Annotated in this window: 18 protein-coding genes; 8 read left to right on the top strand and 10 right to left on the bottom strand. The window is 69.1% G+C overall.

Going from position 1 to position 16,139, the window contains the following annotated elements; all coding sequences use genetic code 11:
- Positions 1-30: 30 nt before the first annotated feature.
- The 3 genes from ABZ664_RS34030 to ABZ664_RS34040 all read left to right on the top strand — a co-directional run bounded on the left by ABZ664_RS34030 (position 31) and on the right by ABZ664_RS34040 (position 4,324).
- Positions 31-1,941 carry an ABC transporter ATP-binding protein gene (locus ABZ664_RS34030; protein WP_362519469.1) on the top strand — a complete coding sequence of 637 codons (1,911 nt, stop codon included), beginning with the start codon at positions 31-33 and terminating at the stop codon, positions 1,939-1,941.
- 285 nt (positions 1,942-2,226) lie between these two features.
- Positions 2,227-3,264, top strand: coding sequence for an FAD-dependent monooxygenase (locus ABZ664_RS34035; RefSeq protein WP_362519472.1), 1,038 nt, complete (start codon positions 2,227-2,229; stop codon positions 3,262-3,264).
- 199 nt (positions 3,265-3,463) lie between these two features.
- Positions 3,464-4,324: an NAD(P)H-binding protein gene (locus ABZ664_RS34040; RefSeq protein ID WP_362519475.1), complete on the top strand. Its 861-nt coding sequence runs from the start codon at positions 3,464-3,466 to the stop codon at positions 4,322-4,324.
- Positions 4,325-4,338: 14 nt separating this feature from the next.
- On the opposite strand, the gene ABZ664_RS34045 is transcribed toward ABZ664_RS34040, so the two are convergent.
- The 4 genes from ABZ664_RS34045 to ABZ664_RS34060 form a co-directional block, all read right to left on the bottom strand.
- On the bottom strand, positions 4,339-5,517 hold the full coding sequence (locus ABZ664_RS34045; RefSeq protein WP_362519477.1) for a hypothetical protein: 1,179 nt from the start codon (positions 5,515-5,517) through the stop codon (positions 4,339-4,341).
- Complete coding sequence (locus tag ABZ664_RS34050) at positions 5,514-6,062, bottom strand: DUF4365 domain-containing protein (protein WP_362519480.1); 549 nt, start codon at positions 6,060-6,062, stop codon at positions 5,514-5,516. The genes ABZ664_RS34045 and ABZ664_RS34050 overlap by 4 nt, the downstream gene beginning before the upstream one ends.
- 325 nt (positions 6,063-6,387) lie before the next feature.
- On the bottom strand, positions 6,388-7,224 hold the full coding sequence (locus ABZ664_RS34055) for an MBL fold metallo-hydrolase (RefSeq protein ID WP_362519483.1): 837 nt from the start codon (positions 7,222-7,224) through the stop codon (positions 6,388-6,390).
- A complete protein-coding gene (locus ABZ664_RS34060; RefSeq protein ID WP_362519486.1) occupies positions 7,218-7,793 on the bottom strand; it encodes a dihydrofolate reductase family protein in 576 nt (191 codons plus the stop codon). The genes ABZ664_RS34055 and ABZ664_RS34060 overlap by 7 nt, the downstream gene beginning before the upstream one ends.
- Before the next feature lie 95 nt (positions 7,794-7,888).
- Between ABZ664_RS34060 and ABZ664_RS34065 the strand changes: the two genes are divergently transcribed.
- Complete coding sequence (locus ABZ664_RS34065; protein ID WP_362519490.1) at positions 7,889-8,374, top strand: helix-turn-helix domain-containing protein; 486 nt, start codon at positions 7,889-7,891, stop codon at positions 8,372-8,374.
- Here ABZ664_RS34065 and ABZ664_RS34070 read toward each other — a convergent pair.
- A complete protein-coding gene (locus tag ABZ664_RS34070; RefSeq protein ID WP_362519493.1) occupies positions 8,350-8,937 on the bottom strand; it encodes a hypothetical protein in 588 nt (195 codons plus the stop codon). The two genes, ABZ664_RS34065 and ABZ664_RS34070, sit on opposite strands and share 25 nt — an antisense overlap.
- A gap of 162 nt (positions 8,938-9,099) precedes the next feature.
- Between ABZ664_RS34070 and ABZ664_RS34075 the strand changes: the two genes are divergently transcribed.
- Positions 9,100-9,984, top strand: a complete 885-nt coding sequence (locus ABZ664_RS34075) for an NAD-dependent protein deacetylase (protein ID WP_362519496.1) — start codon at positions 9,100-9,102, stop codon at positions 9,982-9,984.
- On the opposite strand, the gene ABZ664_RS34080 is transcribed toward ABZ664_RS34075, so the two are convergent.
- The 3 genes from ABZ664_RS34080 to ABZ664_RS34090 all read right to left on the bottom strand — a co-directional run bounded on the left by ABZ664_RS34080 (position 9,973) and on the right by ABZ664_RS34090 (position 12,408).
- Entirely contained in the window at positions 9,973-10,701 is a 729-nt protein-coding gene (locus ABZ664_RS34080) for an HAD hydrolase-like protein (RefSeq protein ID WP_362519499.1), read from the bottom strand. The genes ABZ664_RS34075 and ABZ664_RS34080 overlap by 12 nt on opposite strands.
- A gap of 75 nt (positions 10,702-10,776) precedes the next feature.
- The gene (locus ABZ664_RS34085) at positions 10,777-11,664 is read right to left on the bottom strand and encodes an endonuclease/exonuclease/phosphatase family protein (RefSeq protein WP_362519503.1); all 888 of its coding nucleotides are present in this window, start codon (positions 11,662-11,664) and stop codon (positions 10,777-10,779) included.
- A 285-nt stretch (positions 11,665-11,949) separates the two neighbouring features.
- Positions 11,950-12,408: a hypothetical protein gene (locus ABZ664_RS34090; RefSeq protein ID WP_362519507.1), complete on the bottom strand. Its 459-nt coding sequence runs from the start codon at positions 12,406-12,408 to the stop codon at positions 11,950-11,952.
- 261 nt (positions 12,409-12,669) lie between these two features.
- Here ABZ664_RS34090 and ABZ664_RS34095 point away from each other — a divergent pair, with 261 nt between their 5' ends.
- Both ABZ664_RS34095 and ABZ664_RS34100 read left to right on the top strand, forming a co-directional pair.
- Positions 12,670-13,230 carry a sigma-70 family RNA polymerase sigma factor gene (locus tag ABZ664_RS34095; RefSeq protein ID WP_362519510.1) on the top strand — a complete coding sequence of 187 codons (561 nt, stop codon included), beginning with the start codon at positions 12,670-12,672 and terminating at the stop codon, positions 13,228-13,230.
- Complete coding sequence (locus ABZ664_RS34100; protein WP_362519513.1) at positions 13,227-14,174, top strand: hypothetical protein; 948 nt, start codon at positions 13,227-13,229, stop codon at positions 14,172-14,174. Before ABZ664_RS34095 ends, ABZ664_RS34100 begins: the two co-directional genes overlap by 4 nt.
- A gap of 133 nt (positions 14,175-14,307) precedes the next feature.
- On the opposite strand, the gene ABZ664_RS34105 is transcribed toward ABZ664_RS34100, so the two are convergent.
- Positions 14,308-14,670, bottom strand: coding sequence for a helix-turn-helix domain-containing protein (locus tag ABZ664_RS34105; RefSeq protein ID WP_362519517.1), 363 nt, complete (start codon positions 14,668-14,670; stop codon positions 14,308-14,310).
- A gap of 53 nt (positions 14,671-14,723) precedes the next feature.
- On the opposite strand from ABZ664_RS34105, the gene ABZ664_RS34110 reads away from it, so the two are divergent.
- A complete protein-coding gene (locus tag ABZ664_RS34110; RefSeq protein WP_362519520.1) occupies positions 14,724-15,113 on the top strand; it encodes a DUF4440 domain-containing protein in 390 nt (129 codons plus the stop codon).
- 69 nt (positions 15,114-15,182) lie between these two features.
- On the opposite strand, the gene ABZ664_RS34115 is transcribed toward ABZ664_RS34110, so the two are convergent.
- Entirely contained in the window at positions 15,183-15,968 is a 786-nt protein-coding gene (locus tag ABZ664_RS34115) for a dihydrofolate reductase family protein (RefSeq protein ID WP_362519523.1), read from the bottom strand.
- Between the last annotated feature and the right edge of the window lie 171 nt (positions 15,969-16,139).

Genomic DNA, 16,139 nt, shown 5'->3' on the forward strand with positions numbered 1-16,139 from the left:
GGGACCGCCGGGATACCCGCGGAGAAATCGATGACCTTCGGGCCGTCGGCACGCCGACTGGCACGGCGCCTGGCCCCCGACCGCCCGAAGCTGCTGGTCGTGATCGCCCTCGCCGTGACCAGCGTGGTGCTGAACGTTCTCGGCCCGAAGATCCTCGGCCGCGCGACCGACCTGATCTTCACCGGGGTGATCGGCAGGCAGCTGCCCGCCGGCACGACCCGGGAGGAGGCGATCGCCGCCGCCCGCGCCGCGGGCAACGACAACTTCGCCGGCCTGCTCTCGGGAATGGACTTCGTACCGGGCCTGGGCATCGACTTCGGCGCGCTGGGCACGGTCCTGCTGTGGGTCCTGGGGATCTATCTCACCGCGTCGGTCTTCTCCTGGCTCCAGGGCTACCTGCTCAACGACGTGGTGCAGCGCACCGTGTTCCGGCTGCGCGAGGAGGTCGAGGACAAGCTGAACCGGCTCCCGCTGCGCTTCTTCGACGGCCAGCCGCGCGGCGAGCTGCTCAGCCGGGTCACCAACGACATCGACAACGTCTCCCAGAGCCTGCAGCAGACGATCAGCCAGCTACTGGTCTCGCTGCTGACCGTGATCGGCGTACTGGCGATGATGTTCGTGATCTCGCCACTGCTGGCGCTGATCGCCCTGATCAGCATCCCGCTGACGATGTTCGCCACCACGCTGATCGCGAAGCGCTCGCAGAAGCACTTCGTCGCGCAGTGGACCCACACCGGCAGCCTGAACGCCCACATCGAGGAGACGTTCACCGGCCACGAGCTGGTGAAGGTGTTCGGACGCCGCCCCGAGGTCGAGGAGGTGTTCAGGCAGCGGAACGAGGAGCTGTTCAAGGCCGGCTTCGGCGCCCAGTTCGTCTCGGGGATCATCATGCCGATGACGATGTTCATCGGGAACCTCAACTACGTCGTCATCGCCGTCGTCGGCGGCATGCGGGTCGCCACCGGGTCGATGAGCCTGGGTGACGTGCAGGCGTTCGTCCAGTACGCGCGGCAGTTCACCCAGCCGCTGACCCAGGTGGCCTCGATGGCGAACCTGATGCAGTCGGGGATCGCCTCGGCCGAGCGGGTCTTCGAGTTGCTCGACGCCGAGGAGCAGGCGCCGGATCCCGCAGCCCCGGTGCCTCCCACCGTCAGGCGGGGCCGCGTCGAGTTCGAGCACGTGTCCTTCAGCTACGACCCCGAGCAGCCTCTCATCGAGGATCTGTCCCTGGTGGCCGAACCCGGGCACACGGTCGCGATCGTCGGCCCGACCGGCGCGGGCAAGACCACCCTGGTCAACCTCGTCATGCGCTTCTACGAGCTGAACTCCGGACGGATCACCCTCGACGGCGTGGACATCACCGCGATGCGCCGCGACGACCTGCGCTCGCACATCGGCATGGTGCTCCAGGACACCTGGCTGTTCGGCGGGACCATTCGCGAGAACATCGCCTACGGCAATCCGCTCGCCACCGAGGAGCAGATCCAGGCCGCCGCGCGGGCCACGTTCGTCGACCGGTTCGTCCGCGCCCTGCCCGACGGCTACGACACCGTGATCGACGACGAGGGGGGCAACATCAGCGCCGGGGAGAAGCAGCTGATCACCATCGCCCGCGCCTTCCTCGCCGACCCGTCGCTGCTCATCCTGGACGAGGCCACCAGCTCGGTCGACACCCGCACCGAGGTCCTGGTGCAGCACGCGATGGCCGCGCTCCGTTCGGACCGCACCAGCTTCGTCATCGCCCACCGGCTGTCCACCATCCGCGACGCGGACCTCATCCTGGTGATGGACGCGGGTCGCATCGTCGAACAGGGCACCCACGACGAGCTGCTCGCCGCGCGGGGCGCCTACCACCGCCTGTACTCGGCGCAGTTCAGCGGCGCCGTGGTCCTCGAAGGCGACGAGCCCGCCGGGGAGGCGGTGGCCACGACAAGAGGATGATCGCGACCGGGGCGACGACCACGAAGAGCGGTTGACCGCGACCGGAGCGACGACCACGACGGGCGGATGATCACGGCCGGAGAGCCGGTGACCACGACGAAAGGAACGGCCGGGAAAGCGGTGATCACGACGAGAGGTCGACCGCGGCCGGGGAACCGGTAACCGGCCGCGTCGATCCCGCTGCCTCACCCTGCCGCCCCTCATCGTTGCCACTTGCCCGATGCACCACAGCAGTGGTACCACAGATGTGGCACCACTGCTGTGGTGATTAGAGGGGAGCGGGACATGAGGGGAAGAGCCGCCATCGTGGGGGCCGGGATCAGCGGCCTGACGACCGCCATCGGGCTGCGCGGCATCGGGTGGGAGGTGCACGTACTCGAACGCTGGCCGAAGATCAACACACAGGGCACGGCCCTAGGGGTGCGCCCCGACGCGCAGGCCGCGCTCGCGCGGCTGGGACTGGGCGAGGAGCTCCGTCGCCGTACGGTCCCCTACCGGCGGGCCCAGATCCGCACGCCGAGTGGCCGCCGGATCGCCGATCTCCCCCTGGAGCGCATCGAGCGCAAGGGCGGCGCGCCCGTCCTGATGCTGTCCAGGATCTCTCTGATGGACATGCTGCTCGACGCCGTGGGAGACGCCTCGATCACGACCGGCACGGAGATCACCGATCCGGAGGCGCTACGCGGGGAGTACGACCTGGTGGTGGGGGCCGACGGGTTGCGCAGCACGGTCCGCACGGCGTATTTCGGCACCGCCGTCCGGCCGCGCTACACCGGGATCGTGGCCTGGCGGGGCGTCGTGGGGTTCGAGCCGGACCTACGCGGCGAGACCTGGGGACCCGGCCAGGTGTTCGGCATCACTCCCCAGGAACCCGGGTCCACCAACTGGTACGCCGCCGTGTCGACACCGGAGGGCCACGGGGAAACCCTTGACGAACTGCGTGCCCGCTTCACCGGCTGGCACGACCCGATCCCGCGGATCCTCGCAGAAGCCGACGAGGAGACCGTTCTGCGGCACGAGATCCACGAGCTGTCCTCGCACCTGAGATCCTTCGTGACGGGCAACGTCGCCCTGGTCGGCGACGCGGCGCACGCCATGTCACCGGCTCTCGGGCAGGGCGCGTGCCAGGCCCTGCTGGACGCCGTGGCTCTCACCGACCGCCTCCGGACCGCGGACGAGGTCGAGACCGCGCTGCGCGAGTACGACGCCAGACGCAGAAAGCCCGCTCAGCGTCTCGTGACGATGTCGCGCCATATGGCCCGTTTCTCGAACCACCACCTGACAGGACCGCGCAACGCCCTCATGCGCCTCCTCCCCGCCTGACCTCGGCGAAGACTTCCCGCCTGACCACCGCCAAGGACTCCCCGCCTGACCACAGCCGAAGACGCGACACCCTCATGCGCCCCCTCCGCCCGACCTCGGCCGAAGCGGCAACGCGCCCATGCACCTCCTTCCCGCTTGACCTCAACCAAAGATGAGGTCGCAAGCTGGTCGGGACATCCCATCCACGAAGGAGATCCGCATGATTCTGGTCACCGGAGCGACCGGCAAGGTCGGCGGGCAGGCCGTGTCCCAGCTCCTCGACGCGGGCGTCGCCGTGCGCGCGCTCACCCGCGACCCCACCTCCGCCTCCCTCCCGAAGGGCGCCGAGGTCGTACGCGGTGATCTGGCCGACCCCGCCACGCTGGACGACGCCCTGGACGGGGTCGAGTCGGTGTTCCTCGTCTGGCCCACCCTTTCGGCCGACCACGCGGCGCCCTCGACCATCGAGAAGATCGCCAAGCACGCCCGCCACGTCGTCTACCTCTCCGCCCGCGGTGTCCTCGACCCCGTACCGGGCACGCCCGAGCCGGACCCGAACTCGATCCTCGGCTCCCACGCCCTCATCGAGCGGCTGATCGAGCGGTCCGGGCCGGAGTGGACGTTCCTGCGGCCCGGCGGGTTCGCCACCAACACCCTGATGTGGGCCTCGCAGATCCGCGACACCGGCACCGTCCGCTGGGTGCACGGGGGTGCCACCAGGGCACTCATCCACGAGCGGGACATCGCCGCCGCCGGGGTGAGCGTGCTCACCGGCACGGGCCACAGCGGGGCGAGGTACGTGCTGAGCGGTCCCGAGACCCTCACCCAGATCGAGCAGGTGACCGCCATCGGCGAGGCCGTCGGCCGGGCGGTCCGCTGGGAGGAACTCCCGCCCGAGGACGCGCTGCGCGAGCTGGTCGACCAGGGCTGGCCGCCCACGGCGGCGAAGGGAATGATCGACGGGCACGCGCGGATGGCGATGTTCCCCGAGTCGGCCACCTCCACGGTGGAGGAACTCACCGGAAGGCCGGGCACCCCGTTCCGGCAGTGGGCCGCCGACCACGCCGACGCCTTCCGCTGACGCGCCCCGGCCCGCTATTCGTCGTCGATTCCCGGCAACACCGAGAAAGAGGTGAGCCGACGAAGAGAGCGGCGTGTTCCGCGAATGTCGAGATCACCGGTGGCGGTGACCTGAAGACCGGTCCCGTGGGCTCTCACCGCCAACCTGTAATCGGATTCGTCCAACTCGACGCGGAACCTCCTCGCGCTCCCCGTGTCATCGTCGATCCCTTGGATGACCACTTCGCCCTTCCCGAACTTTCCTTCTCGGAACAGGCGAACCACCAGACCGATAACCGTGACACCCGCCCTCGGTTGTCTCGTCCGCAAGAAGTCCGCGGCCTCCCCAAGGATTCTTTGCTGACCAGGCGTGATCCTCAGGCGGGTGGGTTCGTGGGACCCTGCGGCGAGCGGTGACTGCGAGAAGCGGATCTGATAAACGTCATGATCCGGCCCTCCCAGACAGCTCAACGCCTCCAGTTCGGTCGCGTTGGCGGCCCCCTGACCGGGGTGCCCGAAAGACGACAGCGGTTTGTCCCCCTCGCCGACCTCTCTCGCGAGGCGTTGAGCCTTCTGGGCCGCGGCGAGCATCCGACTCGTCACCTTGCGACCGAACGGCAGGGGGCGAACATCCAGCAATTGCTCCTGACCGACTGTCGGCGGCGACACCGTCTCCGTGTAGGCGTCTTCCAGCGGAAGGGACAGGGAAAGAACGAAGCTTCCGGGCTGCGTGGAGATCCGGGCCTGAGCGGCATAGGATTCCGCTCGTTGCGGACGGCGGGGAGGAAGGACAAGGGAGTCTGCGTCCAGGGCCGCAGCCGATGCGATCACGTAGTTCCGCAGCGCGGATATGGCGGAATGCGCCACGAGCAAGGGGGCTTCTCCCGCTGGAGCGTTCGGGGTCAGCCGTACGGACACATTGTCCGCACCACCGAAACTCATGTCCGCGGCCACTTCCTGTGGAAGCCGTTGCTCCACATAGGCCAACACCCTCAATGCCTCATTGATACGACCGGCGTAGTCACGAACTTCCTGACTGACCGGAAGAACGACTCGCGCGTTCGTTTCCGTATCGGACAGGCGGGACCGCCACAGCGTTGTCCGGCCGTCATCGTCGTCGAGGACCCATCCGGCTCCCCTGAGATAGTCAGCGAAAACGGACAGCGAGGGAACCGACGCCCCCTTCTCCCCCGGGATGTCATGCGACCCGCTCACGCCGTCCCCCATGCGTCCACGTCCGGCACGGGAGTCGACCTGCGGACCCCATAGGTGCTCAACATCAGGTGAAGCCCACGGCGATCCAGGGTGTGAGCGGCCGGAAGACGTACGACCTGAGTCTTGGCGTTGTCGGATGCCGGCATGCCCTCCAGCGAGACCCATGCGCCACGCCCCACCAGAAGCGTTCCGTCCGCGTGCAGGCGCACGTTCTCACCGCCTTCTGATACTCCGATGACGGCAAGTATCCGCCGGATCGCATGATCATCTCGCCTCAACACGTCATAGGTCTCGATGTCCAGGTCATAGTTGTATGTTCCGCCGTCCCGGCGCAGGTCTACCGTGGTCTTGACCTGAATGAGAACAGCCGGGTTGTACGTACCATGCTGAACACCGCGCTGAAAAAGCTGTACGTCCGCCTTCTGCAGGTCCAGGGTCGCGGGTCGCCCATGCAGGAAACCGCAGCCCGCGGCGACCACTTCCAGCCATGCCTCCCCGAAGTCCCCTTGTGGCGCATTCTGTTCGTGTCCTCGCGGAGAGACCATCTTTCCTCAAATTTTCGACAGCCGGAAAGCCTCCCGAGCGAGGGTATAGGCGACTACTCGCCACTACCTGGCAATCAATATATTTTTCATAACACCGCCAATCTCAGCAGCATCCCCTATCTACCTATCCCACCTAAAGCACCATTAAATACGTAGCGCTAATAGAACAGCGAGAAATGCAGCATCCGGCGCTGTTCACGAGTCCGGGGTGCCGTCCGCTTGCATCCGCAGCAGTGGCCGGAACGCGCCCCGATCATGCTTGCGATCGCGACGTGCGCGACCGACGCGCGGTCCTCCCTCTTGGCGTCGTGCCGCACACCGGTCGCTAGCGGGGCGTCCCTTCGCGCTCGCTTCGTTGGGCGAGGCGTTGGAGTTGCCCTTCGTGCACGTCGCTCACCCACTCCCAGCCGGGCTTGGCCGATGGGCCGACCCGTGGGTCGGCGGGGACGTGGCCGTCTCGCAACGCGAGTACGTACGCCCGATCCCGGTCGATCCGTGTCTGCACCTGGTCGGATCCGCCGACGGACCCGTGGCCGGGGACGACGACGTCAACGCCGTCCGCCACGTCCTCGATCAGGGCCAGCGCGGTGAGGTATTCCTCGATCGGGTCGGCGGTGGCCTCCATGTCGAGCATCGGAACCAGGACGTCGGAAAGCATGTCGCCGGCGACGAGAACCCCGCGTTCCTCGATCAGCAGCGCCGCGTGGCCAGGGGCGTGCGCCTGGTGCTCGACGATCCGGACCCCAGGGCCGTCCCAGGGGATCCGGGCGGTTTCCGCGGGCAGGCCGGTGATGAGGCCCAGCAGGTCCATCGGCACCTGCCCGGCGATCTCCGTTTCGAGCAGGTGGTCGGCGATGCGGTCCTTCGCGCCTGCCTCCGACAGCTGCTCTCGGATCGTGGCCGCGCAGCGTGCCGTGCCGTAACGGGGCGCCTCGCCGAGCCGGGCGTGCCAGAGCAGGTGGTCCCAGTCCGGATGCGTGGAAAACCCCGCCACCACGGGCCGGCCCAGCTCACGAAGGTCGTTCGCGAGGCAGTCGAGCTCGGAGCCGGTCACGCCGGGGTCGATGAGCAGCACACCGGCCCGGCCCTGCACCACAACGGTGTTGGTCCGCACGAACTCGCTCTCGTGGACCCACACACCCTCCGCGACCTGCTTCAGCACGAGCTCGTCTCCTTCGCGTCCCGGACGGCGTAGTGATGCATCGTGACGCCCTGCTCGAACGATCGTTGCTCCAGCAGGTCGAGATCGATCGGCAGGTCGTAGTCGTCGAACAGCGGCCTGCCGAAGCCGAGGATCGAGGGATGGGTGAAGAGCAGCAACTCGTCGAGCAGCCCTGCCCGGAGCAGCTGCGTCGCGAGCGCCGCGCCGCCCACACCGATGGTGCCGTCGGTCTGGTCACGGAGAGCGGCGAGCTGCTCGATCGCGTCGTCTCCACCGATGATCCGGGTGTCGTGATCGGCGCTGTGGCGGGTGCGGGAGACGAGCACCTTGGGCGCCGCGGTCCAGATCTCGCCGTACTCACGCAGGAAGTCCGGCAGCGACGCGTCCTCGCGCGCCCGCGGCCAGAATTCCTCCATCGTCTCGTACATGACCCGGCCCTGGACCATCATCGCGAGCGCCCGCGCCCGCGCGTTGAACTCGCGGTGCAGCTCCTCGCCGATGCGCAGCCACTCGCCGGCCCCGTTGTCCCCGGGAACCTGCTCGATCCGCAGGTCGAGGGACACGTTCATCCAATAAAGGAAGCGACCCATCAGCTCCCCTTCCCCATAGTGCTTGCATTTTGCAACTACTATATTGGCAACGAAACAACCGTCAAGGAGGAGTCGTGGAACCACGGTCCGGGTGTCCGATCAACGCCGGCGTCGAGCTGCTCGGAGATCGCTGGTCGTTGCTCGTGCTGCGCGACATCATCTTCGGCGACCGCCGATACTTCCGCGCGCTGCTCACCGGGTCGATCGAGGGCATCGCCTCGAACATCCTCGCCGACCGCCTCAAGCGGCTCATCGACGCGGGGATCCTCACCCGCGGCGCCGCGGGCCGCGGGCAGCGCGCGCGCTTCAGCCTCACCGAAGCCGGCATCCAGACCCTGCCGATCATCTACGCCCTCGGCAACTGGGGCCTCGACTGGACCTCCGGCAGCGCCGAGCTCCGCAGCCGGCAACAGCTCATGCGCGACGAGGGTCCGGCGTTCGTCGAGGAGCTCATGGACGAGCTCCGCGTTCGCCACCTCGGCGCCCCGCCGAAGCCGCACCAAGGGCCGGGCGCGTTCGAGCGCCTCAGCGCCGCCTACGCCGGCTCCGGCGGCTCCTGATCCCGTCCGTAGACCGTGTCCAGGAGGTCCCGGACGAACCGATCGAGATCGTTCAGCCCGGCGGCGGCCAGGGTGTCGTGGCCGCCCGCCAGCAAGTGCGGGACGGCGGCGTGCAGGGCCAGCGTGACGGCGGCGGCGCGACGCGGGGTGACGGGCAACCCGGCGGCGCGCTGGGCCCGCTCGAAGTCGGTGAAGTCGGCGGCCGCGATCGCGTCGAGTATGGTCGCCAGCCACGGCCTGCGCGCCGCCTCCGTCTGGAGCTCCAAGTAGGCGAGCAGACGAGAACGGCCGGGGCCCGCGACGTTCTCCAGAAGTCCGCGAAACATGGCCACCAGACCGTCCCGATCGACGGGTTCCCCTGCCGGCACCTGGTGGTACAGCTCGACACAGCGCTCGGCGATCGCCCGCAGCAGGGAGTCTCTGGTCGGGAAGTAGTTTTTCGCGGTGCCGGGCGGGGTGGTCGCGGCGGCGTCGACGGCCCGGTGGGTGAGGCCGCGTCCCCCGGTCTCCGCGAGCACCTCGATGGCCGCGTCCCGCAGGCGGTCTCGCCGTTCCCGATTCATCTCGCCGACATTACCACCACACCCGTGGTGACTTCTTCCTGCCACCTTGAGACGCAGCGACCTTGAGACGGTCCCGTACCCGTCGGTCGCCTGGCGTTCGCCGGCCTGGACGAGATCACCCAGGAAGACGCGGCGGGCCCCGCGACCGCCCGACCCGTACGGATGGGGCAGCATGGAGGGGTGAGCGAGGGTACGAGCACACTGGCGAGACTGCTGACCGGGGGCGGCGTCCTGGTGCTGAGCGGGGCCGGGATATCGACGGAGTCGGGGATCCCCGACTACCGGGGACCTGGCGGAACCCTGAACCGGCACACCCCCATGACCTACCAGACGTTCACCGGCGATCCGGTGGCCAGGCGGCGCTACTGGGCCCGCAGCTACATCGGGTGGCGGGCGATGACCAAGGCCGCGCCGAACCACGGCCACCGCGCGGTCGCGTCCCTCCAGCGGCGGGGCCTGGTCTCCGGCATCGTGACGCAGAACGTCGACGGCCTGCACCAGGCGGGCGGCGCCCGGTCCGTCATCGAGCTGCACGGAAACCTGCGGGAGGTGGTCTGCCTGGGCTGCGGCCACTCCAGCCCGCGCGAGGAACTGGACCACCGCCTGACCGAGGCGAACCCGCGCTTCGGCGCCCTGCCCACCGCGATCAACCCGGACGGCGACGTCGAACTGCCGGACGAGGAGATCGACGGTTTCCAGGTGGTCGGATGCCGGGCGTGCGACGGAGGGATGCTCAAGCCCGACGTCGTCTTCTTCGGGGAGACCGTTCCCACGGAGCGGGTCCGCGCGTGCTTCGCCCTCGTGGAGGAAGCGCGACTGCTCCTGGTCCTCGGGTCGTCCCTGACGGTGATGTCGGGCCGCAGGTTCGTGCTGCACGCCGCGAAGCTCGGCATCCCCGTCGCGATCGTCAACCAGGGCCCGACCCGGGGCGACGGCTACGCGACCCTCACCGTCGACGCCCCTTTGGGCACGGTCCTTCCCGAGTTGGTTCGCCTCGTCGACACCGAGATCGACACCGAGACGGTGCCCACCGGCTCACCCCGCTGATCCGCCCGTCCGGTCCGACACGCCCAGCACGGCCCGTACGACGGCGTCGGTGTCGGCGAGGTCCTCCAGCACCAGCTCCGGACCCGCCTCGCTCAGGACGTTCGCGTCGTTGAAGCCGGTGGCGACCGCGATCACCCTCGCTCCACCCTCATGACCCGCGCGGACGTCGTTCGGCGTGTCACCGATCAGCACGGTGTTGCGTGCGGTGAAGGAGTCCCCGTACTTGTCCGCGGCGCGCCGCTGCGCGCCGGCCACCAGCGCGGCGCGGTCCTCGTGGTCGGTGCCGTACGCGCCCACCTCGAAGTCCACGAAGCCGTCCAGCCCGAACACGGTGAGCTTGCCGATCGAGACCGCCTCGGTGTTGCCGGTGAGCACCGACTGCACCACGTCCTCGCGTTCCGCCAGCGCCGCGAGCACCTCGCGTGCCCCCGACAGAGCCCGGCCGCGCTCCCGCATGACGGCCTCGCGCACCACGAACGCCTCGGCGAGGGCGACGTAGAAGGAGTCGAGGAGCTCGTCCGACACCTCGACGCCGTGCATCTGAAGGATCTCGGAGATGATCGCCCGCTCGGTCCGCCCTGCCACGCTCACCGGGTGTTCCATCCTGCGGCCGGTGGTGGCGTGCAGCGCGTGGTCGTAGGTGTCGGCGGTGACGCCTCCGGCATCGATCAGCGTGTGGTCGATGTCCCACAGTACGAGCGTTCTCGGGGAGTTCACCGCCCGAGCATAACCAAGCCCGGATAACCGGGTTCCGACGGCCGGAGGCGCTCCCCCACCCTCACCGAAGAGCCGTCAGAGATCGACGCGGGCGATGAGCGGCAGGTGGTCGCTGCCGGTGGCGGGCAGGGTCCAGGCGGCGACGGGGACCGCCGTACGGGTCATCACGTGGTCGATCCGGGCGAGAGGGAGGGTCGCGGGCCAGCTGAAACCGAACCCCCTCCGCGCCGAGACCATCCGCGAGGTGAGCGGGACCAGGCCACGGTCGTCGAGGGTGCCGTTGAGGTCGCCCAGCAGAACGACCCTGTCCAGCGTTTCCGAGGCGACGGCCGCACCCAGCGCGGCGGCGCTCTCGTCCCTGCGGCCGGACCCGAAACCGTCCGACGGCCGGATGCGGATCGAGGGAAGATGCGCGACGTACACGGCCACGTCCCCCTGTGGCGTCCGCGCGGTGACCCGCATACCGCGGTTCCAGTCGGGTCCGACGTCCGCGGGCCTGATGTCCACCGGCCGCGCGTCCGCCAGGGGGAACCTGGACCAGAGGCCGACGGTGCCCACGACCGCGCGGTGGGGGTGGCCGGAGGCGAGAACGTCCTCGTAGAAGGGCCGGACGGCAGGCGTCAGCTCCTCCAGGGCGATGAGGTCGGCCCCGGCCCTCGCCAGCGCGAGCGCCGTCCCCTCGTGGTCGGGATTCTCCTCGCCGACGTTGTGCTGGAGCACGGTCAGATCGCCCGCCGCCTCCCGGTCGGCGGGCAGCGCCCGCCCGCCGAAGACCATGGCCCAGACCGCCGCGGGGAGCACCAGGGACACCGTCGCGAGGACCGAGCGGCGCAGCAGCGCCAGACACAGCAGCGCGGGAACGGCCAGGCCCGCCCACGGCAGGAAGGTCTCCAGCAGGCTGCCGAGATTGCCCACGCTGTTGGGTACGACGGCGGGGAACGCGAGCAGCGCCGCCACCAGCACGGCGACCGACGCGAGAACCCGTCCCCGCGACCGTGTTCCCGAGGACCCCGAGGACCCCGAGGACCCCGAAGACTCTGAGGACCTTGAAGACCCTGAGGACTCCTCGGAGGCTCCGTCCGGCGCGTCCCGCCCCCGTCTTGCTCCCCGTTCCCATGCCCGGAGCCCGGCCCGGCGAGCGTCCTTCTTCCCGCCCTCCCCGCAGCCGACCTTTCGATCTTCGATGCTCATGCGTCCGACCGTACGATCATCGCGGTCCGGCCGGGCCTCCTATCGCGAAACGGACATCTAGTCGGCTGAGAGACGTTCGGCGAGCCGGTCCAGGCCCTGCCTGATCATCTGCCCGTACCCGTCGTCATCGAGTGCGCCAACGGCGGCGCGTCCGCGTTCGAGGTGGTCGCGTGCCCGGTCGAGGTCACCGAGCCTTCGGTAGGCGTCACCCAGGTTGAGGTGCAGGGAGGGGTAGAAGCCGCTCACGGAACCGGCGACACCCACCTGCCGGGCCCGCTCGTCGGTGACAAGGTCGGCCGCCTCCAGGGCGCGAAGGTCCCAGAGCAACTCCTCCTTCACCTCGTCCTGGACGTCGGCCATCCAGTGAGCGAGAGCGCACCGGTACAGAGGGTCGCCCGTCACCCCGATCTCCTCCCACAGCTCGGAGAACAGCTTCCGAGCGGCCTCCCGCTCACCCCGCCTGCCCAGATCGGCGGCTTGGCCGATCCTGGCCATCATCACATCGGGCTCGGTCATGCGGTCTCCTCGGCGGAAGGTCAACGGCCAACAGTGCGGGACTGTAGCGGCGGCCACCGACACAAACCGCTGTGAACGTTCGGCACCGTGGCGGCGGTTCACGGTGACACGCACCCGCCATCGCGTCTGACCTGCTCACACCCCTCGCGTCGAGTAAGGCGTGGTGAGACGGGACAGCTTTTTCGTGGCAACCGGAAATGATGTCTCATCAGCACACATAAGGAGGATTGTCAGTCAAGTGAGTTGATGAGGAGAGTCGCCATGGGACCGCCCGTGGACAACGAGCGGCTGGTCAGATTCGAAGCCGTCTACAACCGGGCCTACGGCCAGATCACGGCCTATGCCGCGCGCCGCTGCGATTCGCCACAGGACGCGGCGGACGTCGTGGCGGAGACCTTCACCACCGCCTGGCGGCGGGTGGACGAGCTGCCGGAGGGAGAGGAGGCCACGCTCTGGCTGTACGGCGTGGCACGCAAGATACTGGCCAACCACTACCGAGGTGACAACCGCCGACGGGCGCGCCGCACCGAGCTCGATGCCAAGATGGCCGACCTGTACGGAGACTCCCCGGACAGCAAGGTCGAGCTCGGGGCGATCGGCCAGGTCTTCCTGACCCTGTCCGACGAGGACCGCGAGCTGCTGTCGCTGGTCGCCTGGGAGGGCCTGGATCGCGAGGAGATCGCGACAGCGCTCGGGGTGTCGCGCAATGCCGTACGCATCAGGCTTCACCGTGCCCGCAGACGCTTTTCCCGAGCCCTCGCGGAGGCCGAGGTCCACTTCACGTCAGAGAGCCGGTTGATACCGACGGAGAGGTCGCTGTGAAGGACATCGACGAGATCGAGGCGGTGAAGTCGCTGGCCAGGGTCGCGCCTGGCAGGCGGGGAGGTGACCCGAACGACGCGGAGGCGCGAGCGTTGCTGGCCGCGATCACCTCGGAGGAGCCGCGCACGGTGGCGAGGACCCGCAGATACGCTCCCCGAAGGCTCGCCCTGGGACTCACGGCCGCGGTCGCGCTCGCCACGGGGTCGATGGTGGGCCTGAACGGTTTCGGAGCGTCGAGCTCCTGGGCCGTCACCAAGGCCGCCGACGGGACGGTGACCATTCAGGTCCGCGACTTCCGTGACGCGGCGGGCCTGGAGAAGCGGCTGAAGGACCTCGATGTTCCCGCCGTCGTCGACTACGTTCCCTGGGGGCGGCAGTGCCGCCAACCGCGCGGTAAGCATGTGACGGACATCCCCCGAGGTCTATACAGCCTGCCGGAGAACATCCCCGGCGAAAAGCACGGCTGGCAGATGCGGATCGACACCAAGCTCTTCAGGCCGGGCCAGACCTTCGTCTGGACCATCAGCGCCCCCGAGAGCGGGCAAGGCAGCGACACCACCACCTATCTCATGGAAGGGCCGGTAGCGCCCTGCGTGCCCGCACCCGCCTCCGCCCGGGGGGAGGGCAGCGCGGAATTCCGGAGCGCGACGCTCAAGGGCCGTTCGCTGGAGGGCTTCCGGGTGGACGAGAAGACCGTCGGCGAGGTCCTGCCGGAGCTCAGGAAACGCGACAGGAAGGTCATCTTCCTGATCATGGCCGTCCCGCCGGGGAACCCCGGAGGTTTCGGCGAGGAGCGTACGCAGGAGGAGCCCGTCGGTGACGACTGGATCGTCTGGGAGGCGGAGGAGAACGCCGAGGGGGTGATCCGCCTGCTCGTCACGGAAGAGCGCTACGACGACAACCCCGTCTACGGAGGCCCGCGAGACGCCGTCGTCACCGAGTAGCCATGCCCCTGCCAACGGCCGGCCGTCGGCGGGGGGACGTACAGGGTTCGGTCCTGCGCGCGGGGATCGCGTCGGCTCCGTAGATCGCGTCGGCGAGACCGCCGGTGACCCTGGCGACAACGGTCGAAGCGATTCACGTGTCCGGCGCACCCCAGTCCCACAGTGCCTGGAGGACGGGGCCGAGATCGCGCCCGCGGGGGGTGAGGCTGTAGCGCACCCGGGGCGGCCAGTCGGGGCGGCGGTGGCGATCCAGCACACCGGCTTCGGCCAGGTGCGCGAGCCGATCGGACAGCACCTTGTCCGACAGTGCGGGCAGCGCCTGGCGAAGCTCGCTGAACGTACGGTCGCCCCGCAGCAGTTCACGGATGATCAGGGTCGTCCAGCGTCCGTGCAGGGCCGCCAGGGTGATCTCCACCGGACATGACGGGGTGGGTTCTGTGACGTTCGCGTGGGGATGGTCGGGCAGGCCCGAATAACCAACCGTTTGGTGAGCCACGAAGGCGCCTCCTAGCGTTGCCGCGTCCGAGTTGTTTCTACCGAAACGGAGCGATGATGCGACAGCTTGCCGAACGTCCGGAGGATGTGCCCACCGTCTTCGCCGAGCGCTTCAACGCCGGTGACGCCGAGGCGGTGGCGGAGATCTACGAGAGCGACGCCGTGTTCGTCTCGGAATCGGGCGCGCCGCTGACCGGAGAGCAGATCAACGCCGCCAACGGCCGCTTCCTGGACCTGGGACTGCCGATCACCGTCCGGCCACGACACGTCCACACCACGGGCGACCTCGCCCTGCTGATCGTCGACTGGGTGATCGACGGCCCGGACCGCGACGGCCGGCCCGTGCACTTCCAGGGCACCGCCACCGACGTCGCCCGGCGCGGACAGGACGGGTACTGGAGGTACGCCATCGACAGCCCCTTCGGCGTGGCGGAGAAGGTTTGAAGGTCTCCTCGGTCACCGGAGCGACCGCGGGATCCACCACGCCAAGGGGAAGTCGGCGGAGAGTCCCTCTCAGCTCAGAAGATCTGAACGCCCGCTGCCTCGGTCGTCGAGAACGAGGGCGGCCCTCCCGTTCACGGTGTAGCGGATGTGCGTGACCTCGGGGGTGTGGATCACCCTGGTGGGGATGAGCTCGATCGCCTCCTTCTCCGGGAGGCCGAGTCCGAGATCGGCGCCCGGCCTCGCGCCCGCGCCCAGCCCCGCCCCCAGGTCGGTCCCCGGACCCGCGCCCAGGCCCGCGCCGATGTCGGCGCCGAACAGGCTCATCCCCCTGCCGAGCACCACCGGGACGATGTGCAGTTCCAGCTCGTCCAGCAGACCGGCCTGGAACACCTGGCGCAGCAGGGTGCCGCCTCCGGCGATCGCCACGTTCTTGCCCCCCGCGACGGCGCGTGCCTGCTCCACCGCGCGGGCGACGCCGTCGGTCACGTACGTGAAGCTCGTCCCGCCCCGGCGCATCAGGGTCTCGCGGGAGCGGTGGGTCACGACGAACACCGGCGCGCGGAACGGCGGCTCGTCACCCCAGGGAACCTCGCCTCCGTCCGCCATGTTCCGCCCCATGACGTAGGCCCCCGCGGCCTCGAACGACTCGGCGATGATGTCGGAGTTGACGTCCTTCTCACCGCCCGCGAAGCCCTGCCGCTCGCGCCAGGCCGTGGCGTCGATCACCCACCGGGTGACCCGGAAGAAGCCCGCGGCCTCCTCAGACTGCAACCAGCCCGACCGCTCGCCGGTGTGTCGCGGACCGGCGTAGTAGCCGTCGAGGGACACCGACATCTGTGCCGTCACCTTTGTCATATCGCTTCGCTCCCGTTCCGGCGGCCCCCCGCTGGGGTCCGCTCGGTGAAGGATCGGAGCCGCGGACCGGATTTCTACCTGCCCGCGCAAATATTTCTTCGCGGCCTCGGCTCTCACAGCGGACGACGCGATCTCGCGGTCGGTCGGTCCGGCTCGCGCGGCGGGTGGCGC

Origin of the sequence: Streptosporangium sp. NPDC006930, assembly GCF_040635605.1 — a bacterium.
GTDB lineage: Bacteria > Actinomycetota > Actinomycetes > Streptosporangiales > Streptosporangiaceae > Streptosporangium.

What these genes read in the sequence shown, in the direction of transcription:
- ABZ664_RS34030 (WP_362519469.1), top strand. Translation starts at nt 31, where the DNA reads ATGACCTTCGGGCCGTCGGCACGCCGACTGGCACGGCGCCTGGCCCCC.
- ABZ664_RS34110 (WP_362519520.1), top strand. Translation starts at nt 14,724, where the DNA reads ATGATGCGACAGCTTGCCGAACGTCCGGAGGATGTGCCCACCGTCTTC.
- ABZ664_RS34090 (WP_362519507.1), bottom strand. Translation starts at nt 12,408, where the DNA reads ATGACCGAGCCCGATGTGATGATGGCCAGGATCGGCCAAGCCGCCGAT.
- ABZ664_RS34115 (WP_362519523.1), bottom strand. Translation starts at nt 15,968, where the DNA reads ATGACAAAGGTGACGGCACAGATGTCGGTGTCCCTCGACGGCTACTAC.
- ABZ664_RS34050 (WP_362519480.1), bottom strand. Translation starts at nt 6,062, where the DNA reads ATGGTCTCTCCGCGAGGACACGAACAGAATGCGCCACAAGGGGACTTC.
- ABZ664_RS34075 (WP_362519496.1), top strand. Translation starts at nt 9,100, where the DNA reads ATGGGGCAGCATGGAGGGGTGAGCGAGGGTACGAGCACACTGGCGAGA.
- ABZ664_RS34060 (WP_362519486.1), bottom strand. Translation starts at nt 7,793, where the DNA reads ATGAACGTGTCCCTCGACCTGCGGATCGAGCAGGTTCCCGGGGACAAC.
- ABZ664_RS34095 (WP_362519510.1), top strand. Translation starts at nt 12,670, where the DNA reads ATGGGACCGCCCGTGGACAACGAGCGGCTGGTCAGATTCGAAGCCGTC.
- ABZ664_RS34070 (WP_362519493.1), bottom strand. Translation starts at nt 8,937, where the DNA reads ATGAATCGGGAACGGCGAGACCGCCTGCGGGACGCGGCCATCGAGGTG.
- ABZ664_RS34040 (WP_362519475.1), top strand. Translation starts at nt 3,464, where the DNA reads ATGATTCTGGTCACCGGAGCGACCGGCAAGGTCGGCGGGCAGGCCGTG.
- ABZ664_RS34035 (WP_362519472.1), top strand. Translation starts at nt 2,227, where the DNA reads ATGAGGGGAAGAGCCGCCATCGTGGGGGCCGGGATCAGCGGCCTGACG.